The sequence below is a fragment of the Serratia sp. HNCC26DJ206 genome (genome assembly GCF_057180605.1).
This window is the reverse complement of sequence record NZ_JBXUGP010000019.1, coordinates 86759-100504: the sequence shown is the minus strand read 5'-3', so window position 1 is coordinate 100504 and position 13746 is coordinate 86759. Positions and strand designations below refer to the sequence as shown.

Annotated in this window: 12 protein-coding genes, 5 tRNA genes and 3 other RNA genes; 15 read left to right on the top strand and 5 right to left on the bottom strand. The window is 52.0% G+C overall.

Annotated elements, in window-relative coordinates; translation table 11 throughout:
* The first annotated feature begins 16 nt into the window (after positions 1–16).
* The 15 genes from pal to AC2A1E_RS14270 all read left to right on the top strand — a co-directional run bounded on the left by pal (position 17) and on the right by AC2A1E_RS14270 (position 8886).
* On the top strand, positions 17–529 hold the full coding sequence (gene pal / locus AC2A1E_RS14340) for a peptidoglycan-associated lipoprotein Pal (RefSeq protein ID WP_459399402.1): 513 nt from the start codon (positions 17–19) through the stop codon (positions 527–529).
* A gap of 9 nt (positions 530–538) precedes the next feature.
* The gene (cpoB, locus tag AC2A1E_RS14335; protein ID WP_484384317.1) at positions 539–1327 is read left to right on the top strand and encodes a cell division protein CpoB; all 789 of its coding nucleotides are present in this window, start codon (positions 539–541) and stop codon (positions 1325–1327) included.
* Between the two features lie 370 nt (positions 1328–1697).
* Positions 1698–1773: transfer RNA gene (locus tag AC2A1E_RS14330), tRNA-Lys, on the top strand.
* 16 nt (positions 1774–1789) lie between these two features.
* Positions 1790–1911: non-coding RNA, RtT sRNA (locus AC2A1E_RS14325), on the top strand.
* Between the two features lie 59 nt (positions 1912–1970).
* A tRNA-Lys gene (locus AC2A1E_RS14320) sits at positions 1971–2046 on the top strand.
* Between the two features lie 97 nt (positions 2047–2143).
* Positions 2144–2219 (top strand) — tRNA-Lys (locus tag AC2A1E_RS14315).
* A 16-nt stretch (positions 2220–2235) separates the two neighbouring features.
* Positions 2236–2357, top strand: a non-coding RNA gene (locus AC2A1E_RS14310) — RtT sRNA.
* 97 nt (positions 2358–2454) lie between these two features.
* Positions 2455–2530: transfer RNA gene (locus AC2A1E_RS14305), tRNA-Val, on the top strand.
* 7 nt (positions 2531–2537) lie between these two features.
* Positions 2538–2613 (top strand) — tRNA-Lys (locus tag AC2A1E_RS14300).
* 73 nt (positions 2614–2686) lie between these two features.
* Positions 2687–2811, top strand: a non-coding RNA gene (locus AC2A1E_RS14295) — RtT sRNA.
* Positions 2812–3118: 307 nt separating this feature from the next.
* Entirely contained in the window at positions 3119–4180 is a 1062-nt protein-coding gene (nadA, locus tag AC2A1E_RS14290; RefSeq protein WP_484384316.1) for a quinolinate synthase NadA, read from the top strand.
* 32 nt (positions 4181–4212) lie between these two features.
* Complete coding sequence (gene pnuC, locus AC2A1E_RS14285; protein WP_459399399.1) at positions 4213–4938, top strand: nicotinamide riboside transporter PnuC; 726 nt, start codon at positions 4213–4215, stop codon at positions 4936–4938.
* Positions 4939–5259: 321 nt separating this feature from the next.
* On the top strand, positions 5260–6312 hold the full coding sequence (gene aroG, locus AC2A1E_RS14280) for a 3-deoxy-7-phosphoheptulonate synthase AroG (protein WP_484384315.1): 1053 nt from the start codon (positions 5260–5262) through the stop codon (positions 6310–6312).
* Between the two features lie 335 nt (positions 6313–6647).
* Positions 6648–7838 carry a YjgN family protein gene (locus AC2A1E_RS14275; protein WP_484384314.1) on the top strand — a complete coding sequence of 397 codons (1191 nt, stop codon included), beginning with the start codon at positions 6648–6650 and terminating at the stop codon, positions 7836–7838.
* Positions 7839–7848: 10 nt separating this feature from the next.
* Positions 7849–8886, top strand: a complete 1038-nt coding sequence (locus AC2A1E_RS14270; RefSeq protein ID WP_484384313.1) for a M48 family metallopeptidase — start codon at positions 7849–7851, stop codon at positions 8884–8886.
* 56 nt (positions 8887–8942) lie between these two features.
* Here AC2A1E_RS14270 and gpmA read toward each other — a convergent pair whose 3' ends face one another.
* From gpmA to galT, 5 genes are all read right to left on the bottom strand, one after another.
* On the bottom strand, positions 8943–9695 hold the full coding sequence (gpmA, locus tag AC2A1E_RS14265; protein ID WP_484384312.1) for a 2,3-diphosphoglycerate-dependent phosphoglycerate mutase: 753 nt from the start codon (positions 9693–9695) through the stop codon (positions 8943–8945).
* 224 nt (positions 9696–9919) lie between these two features.
* Positions 9920–10258, bottom strand: coding sequence for a PsiF family protein (locus tag AC2A1E_RS14260; protein ID WP_473190490.1), 339 nt, complete (start codon positions 10256–10258; stop codon positions 9920–9922).
* A gap of 188 nt (positions 10259–10446) precedes the next feature.
* Positions 10447–11490, bottom strand: coding sequence for a galactose-1-epimerase (gene galM / locus AC2A1E_RS14255; protein WP_484384311.1), 1044 nt, complete (start codon positions 11488–11490; stop codon positions 10447–10449).
* On the bottom strand, positions 11484–12635 hold the full coding sequence (gene galK, locus AC2A1E_RS14250) for a galactokinase (protein ID WP_484384310.1): 1152 nt from the start codon (positions 12633–12635) through the stop codon (positions 11484–11486). The genes galM and galK overlap by 7 nt, the downstream gene beginning before the upstream one ends.
* The gene (gene galT, locus AC2A1E_RS14245; protein ID WP_484384309.1) at positions 12635–13684 is read right to left on the bottom strand and encodes a galactose-1-phosphate uridylyltransferase; all 1050 of its coding nucleotides are present in this window, start codon (positions 13682–13684) and stop codon (positions 12635–12637) included. The genes galK and galT overlap by 1 nt, the downstream gene beginning before the upstream one ends.
* Between the last annotated feature and the right edge of the window lie 62 nt (positions 13685–13746).

Sequence of the window (13746 nt, the reverse complement as noted above, 5' to 3'; positions counted from 1 at the left end):
TAAAAGGATCAAAGAAATGCAACTGAACAAAGTGCTGAAAGCTTTACTGCTGGCACTGCCAGTTCTGGCTGTGGCGGCCTGTAGTTCTAACAAAAGCGCAAACAACGACCAATCTGGTATGCTCGGCGCTGGCACGGGTACAGAAAATGGCAGCAGCAACCTGTCTTCTGAAGAACAAGCTCGTTTGCAGATGCAAGAACTGCAGAGGAACAACATTGTTTACTTCGGTCTGGACAAATACGACATCAGCTCTGAGTTCTCTCAGATGCTGGATGCGCACGCTGCATTCCTGCGTAGCAACCCGTCCTATAAAGTGACCGTTGAAGGCCACGCGGATGAGCGCGGCACGCCAGAGTACAACATCGCTCTGGGTGAGCGTCGTGCTAACGCAGTTAAAATGTACCTGCAAGGTAAAGGCGTTTCTGCTGACCAGATCTCTATCGTTTCTTACGGTAAAGAAAAACCAGCAGTACTGGGCCACGACGAAGCGGCTTGGGCTAAAAACCGTCGTGCCGTTCTGGTTTACTAAGAGAATCGCATGAACAGTAACTTCAGACGTCATCTGTTGGGTCTGTCGTTACTGGTTGGCGTAGCGGTCCCATGGGCCGCTACTGCCCAAGCGCCAATCAGTAATGTCGGCTCTGGCTCGGTCGAGGACCGTGTCACTTCTCTTGAGCGTATCAGTAATGCTCAGGGCCAGCTTTTAAACCAACTTCAACAACAACTCTCTGACAATCAACGTGATATTGATACTCTTCGTGGGCAGATCCAGGAAAGCCAATACCAGTTGAATCAGGTGGTTGAACGCCAGAAACAGATCTATCAGCAGATGGATAGTCTCAGCCAGGGTGGCGCACAGAATTCCACGGATGCAGCAGCAAGTGGTGCCACAGCAGCTGCGCCCGCTGACAGTGCCAGTACTGCACCTGCGGCTGCCACACCGGCGAGTACCGGTGATGAAAACAGCGACTACAATGCTGCTGTTTCATTAGCGCTGGAAAAAAAACAGTACGATCAGGCGATCTCCGCTTTCCAAGCTTTCATAAAGCAATACCCAAAGTCTACTTACCAACCTAATGCTAACTATTGGCTCGGTCAGTTGTTCTACAACAAGGGTAAGAAGGAAGATGCGGCTTACTATTATGCGGTGGTGGTGAAGAGTTTTCCCAAGTCACCCAAGTCACCGGACGCTATGTTTAAAGTTGGGGTGATCATGCAGGAAAAAGGCCAGGTTGATAAAGCCAAAGCCGTTTACCAGCAGGTGATCAAATCCTACCCAACCAGCGATGCGGCCAAGCAGGCAAAGAAACGCGCAGCCAGCCTGTAAATAAAAACTGAGCCCAGAACTTAGTCGTTTTGACCGATTTCTGGGCTCATTCGCGTGAAGAACAAGCAGTTGAACCTATTGCGCCAAAATTTAGGTTGCGCTGCCAAGATAAATTAGTAATATATGCCGCCGTTGCCAAGACATCTTGCAAGATGTTAAAGCAGCAAGGAAATTGGGTCGTTAGCTCCGTTAAGTAGAGCAGTTGACTTCAAATCAATTGGCCGCAGGTGCAAGCCAAGCATTAGCGAAAAAGCATCGCGTAAGCGATAGTAAGTAAAGCGATGTGAAGCTGAGTAATCCTGTTTGCCACTCCAGTTTTCTTCGATACGGATTTTCCATTCTGTATTAATCAGCAGTAAACCACGACAGTGGGTCGTTAGCTCAGTTGGTAGAGCAGTTGACTTTTAATCAATTGGTCGCAGGTTCGAATCCTGCACGACCCACCAATTCTTGATGAGTTGGTAAAAAGTGGAATCGTAAAGGATGAGAACCGTAAAGGTTCGAGTCGAGCGAAGCGAGACAACATCGCGCGAGCGATGGCCCGAAGGGCGAGGCGAAGCCGAGTAATCCTGCACGACCCACCAATTCTTAATGGATTGGAAGAAAAAGTTCTTCACGCGGTTCAGTAGTAAACCACAACAGTGGGTCGTTAGCTCAGTTGGTAGAGCAGTTGACTTTTAATCAATTGGTCGCAGGTTCGAATCCTGCACGACCCACCAATTCTTGATGAATTGGTAAAAAGTGGAATCGTAAAGGATGAGAACCGTAAAGGTTCGAGTCGAGCGAAAAAGAAATTCAGTAGTAAACCACAGCAATGGGTCGTTAGCTCAGTTGGTAGAGCAGTTGACTTTTAATCAATTGGTCGCAGGTTCGAATCCTGCACGACCCACCAATTCTTAATGAGTTGGTAAAGAGTGGAATCGTAAAGGATGAGAACCGTAAAGGTTCGAGCCGAGCGAAGCGAGACAACATCGCGCGAGCGATGGCCCGAAGGGCGAGGCGAAGCCGAGTAATCCTGCACGACCCACCAATTCTTAATGAGTTGGTAAAAAGTGGAATCGTAAAGGATGAGAACCGTAAAAGTTCGAGTCGAGCGAAAAAGAAATTCAGTAGTAAACCACAGCAGTGGGTGATTAGCTCAGTTGGTAGAGCATCTCCTTTACACGGAGGGGGTCGGCGGTTCGAGCCCGTCATCACCCACCACTTCTGCGGGTCGTTAGCTCAGTTGGTAGAGCAGTTGACTTTTAATCAATTGGTCGCAGGTTCGAATCCTGCACGACCCACCAAATACAGAAAAAAGCGCCTTTAGGCGCTTTTTTCGCACATGTATCTGACCTAATCTCAAGCGCTGATCTTACATAATGCACGATGTCGTGCGGGTGAGAACCTGCGTTCAGGTTCGAGCCGAGCGAAGCGAGACGACAACGCGCAGCGTTGCCCGTAGGGCGAGGCCGAAGGCCGAGTCAATCCTGTATGAACTCCACGGTGCTCAAATAAGTCTTCCTCACCATCAAGCCTAATGCTGGTCAGGTAAGCAAAAAGTCACATAATCATGTAACCAATGCAAAAGGTGAGGCCCCTTCCTCCTAACTGCCGTTTTATCGACTTAAATATTGTGTTTTACTCTCGAAAAATTTCAATCCATTAAACAAAAATCGCTTTTAATTAAAAACATCAGCGACTTTTCACTTAATTTTAGGTATTTTGTTTAGTATACAAAACGAAGGTGTTTGTGGAAGGCAAAATGTTGCCTGATAAGCAGACGAACAGCCTAGCATAGAGACGACAGCGATGAGTGAAATGTTTGATGTCAACGCGGCGGTGTATCCCTTCCCGCCGAAGCCGGTGCCGTTGGACGTAGCCGAGAAGGCTTTCTATCGGCAGAAAATCAAAACCTTGCTCAAACAGCGTGATGCGGTAATGGTAGCCCATTACTATACCGATCCCGAGATCCAGGCACTGGCCGAAGAGACCGGCGGCTGTGTGGCTGATTCACTCGAGATGGCGCGTTTTGGCAGCAACCATCCGGCTTCAACCCTGTTGGTCGCCGGGGTGCGTTTTATGGGGGAAACCGCCAAGATCCTCAGCCCGGAAAAACAGGTACTGATGCCGACGCTGAACGCCGAATGCTCGCTCGATCTCGGTTGCCCAGAAGCGGAGTTTAACGCGTTTTGCGATAGCCATCCGGATCGGACCGTTGTGGTTTATGCCAACACCTCGGCAGCCGTAAAAGCGCGTGCTGATTGGGTGGTAACATCCAGTATTGCGGTTGAGCTGATAGAGCATCTCGACAGTTTAGGTGAGAAAATCATCTGGGCACCTGACCGCCATCTTGGCCACTATGTACAAAAGCAGACCGGCGCAGATATGCTGTGCTGGCAGGGTGCCTGTATCGTTCATGACGAGTTTAAAACCCAGGCGCTGATACGCATGAAAGCACTCTACCCAGAGGCTGCAATATTGGTGCACCCGGAGTCACCCCAAGCGGTTGTCGATCTGGCCGATGCCGTGGGTTCTACCAGCCAACTGATTCAGGCGGCAACAACTTTGCCAAATCAGCAACTGATTGTCGCTACCGATCGCGGTATTTTCTACAAGATGCAGCAGGCTTGCCCAGGCAAAGAACTGTTTGAGGCCCCGACGGCTGGTGAAGGGGCAACCTGTCGTAGCTGTGCTCACTGCCCGTGGATGGCGATGAACGGCCTGAAAGCGATCGCCGAAGGGTTGGAGCAGGGCGGTGTCCAGCATGAAATTTTTGTTGATGGCGCAGTGCGTGAAAAAGCGCTGATCCCGCTCAACCGTATGCTGGCGTTTGCCGCACAGTTGAAGATGCCGGTGAAAGGGAATGCCTGATTGCCGATTAGTCGTTTGATAAGGATAGCGAGATGAGTTTTTTCAGTACCAGCAATATTTTGGTTCATATTCCGCTTGGCGCAGGGGGTTACGATCTGTCATGGATTGAAGCCATCGGCACGCTGTTTGGCTTGTTGTGCATCTGGTATGCCAGCAAAGAGAAAATCATCAACTACCTGTTTGGTTTGATTAATGTGACGCTGTTTGCCGTGATCTTTTTCCAGATCCAGCTTTATGCCAGCCTGCTGTTGCAACTGTTTTTCTTCGTGGCCAATATTTACGGCTGGTATGCCTGGAGCCGCCAGACGCAGGACAACCAGGCTGAACTGAAGATCCGCTGGCTGTCGTTACCTAAGGCGCTGATGTGGGGCGCGCTATGCATTGTTGGCATTGCCTTGATGACCTTTAATATCGATCGCGTGTTTGCTTATCTGACGCAGATCGCGGTAACGGTGATGCAGGCACTTGGCCTTAGCGTGCAGATGCCAGAACTGCAGCCGGACGCCTTCCCGTTCTGGGATTCAACGATGATGGTGTTGTCGATTGCGGCGATGATCCTGATGACGCGTAAATACGTTGAAAACTGGTTACTGTGGGTGGTGATTGATGTGATCAGCGTGGCAATCTTTGCCTACCAGGGGGTTTACGCGATGGCGCTGGAATACGTCATTCTGACGCTGATTGCGCTCAACGGCTCCTGGTTGTGGATCCGCAGTGCTTCCCGGAATCATTCGCGGCCATTATCTTCCGCAGCATAATGCCGCAATGAGAACTCAGAGGCTGGCCCTCTGAGTTCAAAATACCTGGTAATCACACAAGCTGGAGCGATACAGCCGCCACAAGCCAAGCAGGTTGAGCAGCAAGCTTGCTATGGCGATGAACGGCATTCAGGTATCCACCACTGGCTGCATTTAGCAGAAACGTCATACCGCCTCTCACAGGAAGAATACGGCGATCGCCCCCATTTGCCGCATTTGCCACGCCAAAGGTGATTTACAGCGCCAGTTTCACAGGCTAGATTGTTGGGATCTCATGCTGAATGCTGCGAAATACACCTCTCGATACCGAATGGAAAAGTTATGAATTACCAAAACGACGATTTACGCATTAAAGAAATTAAGGAGCTCCTGCCACCTGTGGCCCTGCTGGAGAAGTTTCCGGCCAGCGAACAGGCAGCGGAGACGGTGTCGCAGGCGCGCAATGCGATTCACAAAATCCTTCGTGGCAATGACGATCGTCTGCTGGTGGTGATCGGCCCTTGCTCGATTCACGATACCAAAGCGGCAAAAGAGTATGCGGCCCGTCTGCTGAAACTGCGGCAGGAACTGAGCGGTGAATTGGAAGTGGTGATGCGTGTTTACTTCGAAAAACCGCGTACCACCATTGGCTGGAAAGGGTTGATCAACGATCCGCAGATGGACAACAGCTTCCAGATCAACGACGGCCTGCGTTTGGCACGTAAACTGCTGCTGGACATCAACGACAGCGGCTTGCCTGCGGCGGGTGAGTTCCTTGATATGATCACCCCGCAATATCTGGCGGATCTGATGAGCTGGGGCGCTATCGGTGCGCGTACCACAGAATCCCAGGTGCACCGCGAACTGGCTTCCGGCCTGTCTTGCCCGGTAGGGTTCAAGAATGGTACCGACGGCACCATCAAAGTGGCAATTGACGCGATCAACGCCGCTGGTGCGCCACACTGCTTCCTGTCTGTCACCAAATGGGGCCATTCGGCGATTGTGAATACCGGTGGTAACGGCGATTGCCATATCATCCTGCGTGGTGGCAAAGAACCAAACTACAGCGCTGCACATGTCAAAGAAGTGAAAGAAGGGCTGGCGAAAGCGGGCCTGCCAGCGCTGGTGATGATCGATTTCAGCCACGCCAACAGCAGTAAACAGTTTAAGAAACAGATGGAGGTCAGTGCAGACGTTTGCAAACAGCTCCGTGGCGGTGAAAAGGCTATTATCGGCGTGATGATCGAAAGCCACTTGGTGGAAGGGAATCAGAACCTGGAAAGCGGCGAACCGCTGGTTTACGGCAAGAGCGTTACCGATGCTTGCATTGGTTGGCAAGATACCGAAACCGTCCTGCGTGAACTGGCCGCAGCGGTGAAGGCACGTCGCGGCTGATTGTCATTTTTTGTCTGGCCCTGTTATGGCAGGGCCAGCATTCAGATGCCGCGTATTTTACTTATTCCCATCCCTAATTGAGAACGGTTTATTAAAATAGAAAGGTGAAAGAATTCTTATCCATCAAGATGAGAGGGGTGCTTTTATCGCACTTACACCAATCTTTTTATCAGTAAAATATTATTTATCATTCTGTTAGCATAGCAAGCGAAAACATTAATTGCGATTTTGAGCTGCTATGATTATGATGGCGAGCTTTTTACTACTGCCGTATTCTGCTTTATTAAATACAAAGAAATAATGGCGAATGATATTACTTTCAGGACGAAAGGTTTATGGAAAATAACAGCTCACAAAATAATATTCGGCATCAGATGCTTTTTCATGGCAAAGGAGGGGAGTATTTCTCAATCTGGCTGGTTAATCTATTGCTGACTGCAATTACATTAGGGATCTACTCTGCCTGGGCTACTGTACGTCGCCGCCGTTATTTTTATGGTAATACCGAATTGAATGGCGATCGCTTTGATTATCACGCACAACCGATGCAAATCCTTAAGGGACGCTTATTGGTTATTGCTGGCATAATCCTGTTTTATATCCTGCTGTTTTTGGCTCCAAATGCAGCTCTGCTGGTTATACTGGCATTTTTAGCACTAACCCCGTGGATTATTATCCGCAGTTGGCGTTATAACGCGATTATGTCCAGTTATCGCGGTGTCCGTTTTAATTATCAGTGTCAGATTGGACGAGCCTATTGGGTTTTGCTGTTCTGTCCGATGTTGCTCATCGTTGGTTTATACATTGCTATCATCGTGCTGGGTATCATTGGCAGTTATGCGGAGAGTACAAGCGGCGCTGCGACGCTGGGGATTGTGTCGGCCGTTATTTTGATACCGATGTTTGCGGTGATCAAAGGTATTGTTGCCACTCTGCAAAACGATCTGTATGTTAATCGCCTGCGTTTTGGCAGCCTGCCGTTTATTGCCGAACTCAAGAAAGCCGCATTTATTAAATTCTCACTGTTCAGCCTACTGATATTCATCCCATTCTTTATCGTCGCTTTGCTGTTGGCAGGATCGTTCTTTGTTAGCTTATTCCAGCTTGCGTTGACGGGGGGCATGTCTGATGAAATGGCTGCCATACTGCTGGAGCGTAATGCTATTCACCTGCTCCTGATGCTAGTGGTGTTGCTGATGGGTACGCTGGTATCCAGTAGCTATAATGTGGTGGCCCAGCGTAATTACCTGTTTAACCAAACCGGCCTGCAAGGTGAAGTTAAACTGCATTCATCGATGCAGACGATGTCGTATATGGGGCTACTGATTACCAACAGCCTTATCACTCTGTTTTCGCTGGGCTTTGCAGCCCCGGTGGCTGAAGTGCGTCATGCTCGTTATCTGGCGCAGTCTACTCAGGTTGAAGGTGATCTGTCGTTGTTATCAGTACAGGCTCACCATGAGACAGCCAATAATGCCATCGCTGAAGAAGCTGTGCAGGTACTCGATCTGGATGCCAGTTTTTGAGTAACGGTCAATGATCCTTGAGGGGTACTACCAATATCCTGGCCGAGCTGCACGCGAAGCAGCTCGGCTAGTGCTCAATGACGCGGGGGAAGGGGTAACGTTGCAATCCGATGAGGAGTGGCGTTATTTCTCTCTGCTCCAGGTCAGCGTTTCGGCATCATTGGGGAGTATCCCGTTGACCTTGACGTTTCCCGACGGTGGGCGCTTCGTGCCCACCGATGATGCACTATTTCGCCAGTGGTTTTATCAACGTCGTTCACCTGGCTTGATACACCGGTTGGAGCGTTACAAGCGAGGTGTGGTGCTGACGCTGCTGTTAAGCATCTTGTGCACCTTATCATATCTTTATCTGGTTCTTCCTTGGGTGAGCAGTGAGATCGCCTTATCCATTCCTACAGCGGCAGAGCAACGATTGGGCAAGCATTCGCTTGAGTTTCTACAGCAAAGTGGTTTCAAGCCTTCGCGATTGCCCGTAGAGAAACAGCAGGCGGTTCAGAAACTGTTTTTGCAGGTGATGCCAACGCAAATGCAGCACGAACGCACCCCGCTTAATGTAAAGCTGATGGCATCACCAATGGGGGCTAACGCGTTTATGCTGCCTGATGGCACTTTGGTGATCAGCGATGACTTGGTAAAGCTGGCCAGTCATGATGATGCTCTCGCCGCCGTGATGTTGCATGAAATGGGTCATCATGCTTACCGGCATCCTATGCGGATGGTGGTGCGTTCCTCGCTAATGACACTGACATTTATGTGGATGACCGGAGACGTCAGCGGCGTTGGTGATACGTTACTGCAATCGGCTTCATTTATGCATGAGATGCAATTTTCCCGCACTATGGAGCGCGAAGCAGACGATTGGGCAATAGCGGAAATGCAGCGGCAACGGCGTTCGCTGTTGGCTATGGAAGATATCTACCGTGGTTTGCAGCAAGCTACAGAGGGCAAAGCGGCTACTTCGCTGGTGATGCCGGAATGGCTAAGTACACATCCTGACATGCAGGCCAGATTGGCGGCCATCGAAGCGGCTAGAATAAAAGCTCAGTAGATAATAGTACAAACCCCCGGACAAAAAACCGGGGGCTTTTTTGCAGCGGCGAAAAATTACTTCGCTTTGCCCTGGTTGGCTACCGCCGCCGCTTTGGCGGCGATCTCGTCGGCATTACCCAGATAGTAACGTTTAACCGGTTTGAAATTCTCGTCGAACTCATACACCAGCGGCACGCCGGTTGGGATGTTCAGCTCAAGGATTTCATCTTCGCTCAGGTTATCCAGGTATTTCACCAGAGCACGCAGCGAGTTGCCGTGTGCCGCCACGATCACACGCTCACCGCTTTTGATGCGCGGCAGGATTTCTGTGTCCCAGTAAGGGATCACGCGATCGATAGTCAGCGCCAGGCTCTCGGTGGTTGGCAGTTCTTTATCGGTCAGTTGCGCATAGCGCGGATCGTGGCCAGGGTAGCGCTCGTCATCTTTGCTCAACTCTGGCGGCGTCACGGCAAAACCACGACGCCATTGTTTAACCTGCTCATCGCCATATTTTTCAGCGGTTTCAGATTTGTTCAGGCCTTGCAACGCGCCGTAATGGCGTTCGTTCAGCTTCCAGGATTTTTCGGTCGGCAGCCAAGCCTGGTCGAGTTCATCCAGAATGTTCCACAGAGTATGGATAGCGCGCTTCAACACGGAGGTATAAGCGAAATCGAAAGCGAAACCTTCATCTTTCAGCAGTTTACCTGCTGCTTTCGCCTCGCTGCGGCCTTTGTCGGACAGATCGACATCATACCAACCGGTGAAGCGGTTTTCATTGTTCCACTGGCTTTCGCCGTGACGCACCAGAACCAGCTTGGTTACAGCCATAGCTTAACTCCTCAATAATCTGATAGTTGAATGATAACGCGAATCATTATATTACTGCGGCCGGTGGCTCGGCAATCGATATACCCGGCTATTGCGCTATTGGGTATCTGGTTTAACCATAGTCAATTTCTTGCCACAAGGCATAGGAAGAAAGCAGGGAAAGTGGGGGGAAGAGGCAACGGCGTGAGTGCGCTCAATGCAAACACGCCGAAGAGTTAATGCTGTTAGGCTGATTTTTTCAGGCAGTTGCTCATAAAGGCTTTACGCTCATCGCTTTTCAGGCTCTTTTGCGAGGCTTCAGCGTTGCAGTTTTTCATTTTCTGCTGCTGAGGGGTGAGGGCTTTTTCTGTTTTGTGTCCTTCGGACTTCAGGCAACTGCTCATGAAGGTGGTACGGTCAGAACCTTTCAGCGATTGGCTGGAGGCCTGTTGATTACAATCGGTCATGCGTTTCTGCTGGGCAGCCTGCGCCGGTGAAGGCGTTTTTGCTGCGGTATCGGCAGCCATCAGATTGGTGCTCAGCATTAAACCTGCCAGTAATGGAAGTGCAGTAATCAGACGCATAGGTGTTCCTTCAGCTATTGACCCGGCCTGGATGGCCGAAAATTGTGACTAAGCACAATATGTTGTGCTTATCACCGCTGTCTGATTCTAGTCCTGGCTTTGGAATAAGGAAAGGGTACTACCGACGGGATAGAAGGGCGATACGATAACGATACCGCCCCTTGCCGCGTGGCGAGGGGCGTGGCGCGTCAAATAGGATTAAACTGATAATGCGTGGCGCTCTGATAACGCTGGCCTGGTTGCAGCCAACAGCTCGGCTGCGGCCATTCTGGGTGATTTGGGCTATCGGGCAAGAACTCGCTTTCCAAGGCCACACCAGCATAGCTGGCGTAAGTACCGCCATCACGCGCTGGTGTGCCAGCCAGATAATTGCCGCTGTACAGTTGCAGCGCTGGCGCACTGGTAAACACCGTCAGCTCGACTTTGCCGTCGGCCGACCACAGACGTGCCGCCGGGTTTTCCAGCGCGCTACAGGTGCGGTACAGCAAGTAGGCATGGTCATAGCCTTTGACCCGCTGCTGATCGCGATCGCGCAGAAAATCCTGCAATAGCGTTTTCGGCTGGCGAAAATCCATCCCGGTGCCTGCAACTTCGGTCAAATCGGCACTGGGGATACCTTCACTGTCTACCGGCAGATAGCGATCGGCAAACAATTGTAACCGCTGCTGGCGCGCATCGTGGCCCGCTCCGTCCAGATTGAAGTAGGCATGATTGGTCAGGTTGACCGGGCAGGCGCGGTCAACCTGAGCCTGATAGCCAATCTCCAGCCGGTTATCGTTGGTCAGCCGATAGGTCAGCGTAACGTACAGATTGCCAGGGAAGCCCTGATCGCCATCTGCGGAATACAACTGATACACCACCTGTTGCTCATTTTGTGCAGCGATCTGCCAGCGGCGGGCGTGGAAACCCTCCGGTCCACCGTGCAACTGGTGCTCCCCCTGATTAGCCACCAGTGGATGCGGTTTGCCGTCGATCAGCAAGCTGGCATAAGCGATGCGGTTGGCATAGCGCCCGACGGTTGCACCCAGATAGGCACGTTGATGCAGATAATCCGCCGGTGTCTTGCAGCCCAGCAGCAACTCACGTTTTTCACCCGATTTGAGCGGCAGCACGGCGGAAAGCCAGGTTGCGCCCCAGTCCATCAGCGTGACCGTCATTCCCCCGGCATTACGCAGGGTGGTGAGAATAAACGGCTGGCCATCGGGGGCGATTGAGGATGAATCTGTCAGCATGGGCCCGCTCCTTGCGATGCTTTACAGACGTAGAAAGTTTCCTGCAAGCCATTGGTCTGCAAAGGATATTCCCGAGCTACCGCTGCGCGTACCGGCTCTACCAAATCCAGCGGCATCAGCGCCACGATACAGCCACCGAAACCGCCGCCGGTCATGCGTACGCCACCGCGATCGCCAATGGTTGTTTTAACGATCTCAACCAACGTATCGATCGGGGGAACGGTAATTTCGAAGTCATCACGCATGGAAGCGTGTGATTCAGCCATCAGTTTCCCCATCAGTTTGAGATCGCCTGCTGCCAGCGCATCGGCAGCGGCCAGTGTGCGTTCATTCTCGCTGATCACATGGCGCGCCCGCTTGGCGACGATAGGATCCAGTTCGTGCTGGATCGGGAAGAACAGCTCCGGGCTGACATCACGCAGCGCTTTAACGCCAAAGAAGCGTGCCGCTTCTTCACACTGCTTGCGGCGGGTATTGTATTCGCTGTCGACCAATCCCCGTTTCACATTGGAGTTGATGATCACCACCGCCACGTTTTTCGGCATCGGCACCGCACGCGTTTCCAGCGAACGGCAATCGATCAGCAGCGCATGATCCTGTTTACCCAGCGCCGATATCAACTGATCCATAATGCCGCAGTTACAGCCGACAAACTGGTTCTCGGCTTCCTGGCCATTCAACGCCAGGGCCACACCGTCGAGCGGCAATTGATAAAGGGCTTGTATTGCCTGACCAACGGCCACTTCTAATGAGGCCGAAGAACTGAGCCCGGCCCCTTGCGGCACATTACCGCTGATCACTAGATCGGCGCCGCCAAAATTTGCATTGCGCAGTTGCAGATGTTTTACCACCCCGCGCACGTAGTCGGCCCAGCGTAGCTCTGGGTGGCTGACGATAGGCGCATCGAGCGAAAACAGATCCTGCTGATTGTCATAGTCGGCTGCCAACACGCGGATCTGGCGATCGTTACGCGGGGCACAGCTAATTACCGTTTGGTAATCAATGGCACAGGGCAGCACAAAACCGTCGTTGTAATCGGTGTGTTCGCCAATCAGGTTGACCCGGCCCGGAGCCTGAATGGTGAGGGTAGGTGCATAGCCAAAGTGTTGAGTAAAGAGGGCTTGGGTATGGTTTTTGAGGCTCATTATTTCACTCCGGCTTCACAGTAATGGATATCACTGACGGCACGCAGACGTTCTGCGGCCTGTTCTGCGGTGAGATCGCGCTGGGTTTCCGCCAGCATTTCGTAGCCCACCATAAATTTGCGTACCGAGGCGGAACGCAGCAGCGGTGGATAGAAATGGGCATGCAGCTGCCAATGGCGATTATCGGCGGCGTTGAATGGCGCGCCGTGCCAGCCCATCGAATAGGGGAAAGAGCACTGGAACAGATTGTCGTAACGGCTGGTGAGCTTCTTCAGGGCGATTGCCAGATCGCTGCTCTGAGCTGGCGTGAGATCGGTGAGGCGTTGCACCGCCGCCTTCGGTAACAGCAGGGTTTCGAACGGCCACGCTGCCCAGTAAGGCACCACCGCCAGCCAGTGCTCAGTCTCCACCACGGTTCGGCTGCCATCTGCCAGTTCACGCTGTGCGTAATCCACCAACAAGGGGGAATGGTGCTGGAGGAAATAGTCCTGTTGCAGGCGATCTTCCCGTTCGGCCTCGTTGGGCAGGAAGCTGTTGGCCCATACCTGACCGTGCGGATGGGGGTTTGAGCAACCCATCGCCGACCCTTTATTTTCAAATACCTGTATCCAGGGATAAGTGCGACCCAGGTCGGCGGTTTGTGCCTGCCAGGTGGCGATCACCTGTTCCAGCGCCGGTAATGAGAGCTGCGGCAGCGTTTTACTGTGATCGGGCGAGAAACAGATCACCCGGCTGACACCGCGTGCGCTTTGGCAGCGCATCAACGGATCGGGGTTTTCTGGTGCCAGCGGTGTATCGGGCATCAGCGCGGCAAAATCATTGGTGAAAACGTAGGTACCTGGATAGTCAGGGTTTTTATCGCCGGTAACGCGTTGATTACCGGGGCACAGAAAGCAGTCGGGATCGTGCGCGGGCAGCATTTCCTGCGCGGGTGCTTCTTGCTGGCCTTGCCATGGGCGCTTTGCCCGGTGCGGAGAAACCAATACCCACTGGCCCGTGAGCGGGTTAAAACGGCGATGTGGGTGATCGATGGGGTTAAAATCGGGCATAGCGCTTCCTTCATCTACCTGTGCGGTGTTATGTAATCGCTTTCACTGTTTGCGTGACCGAG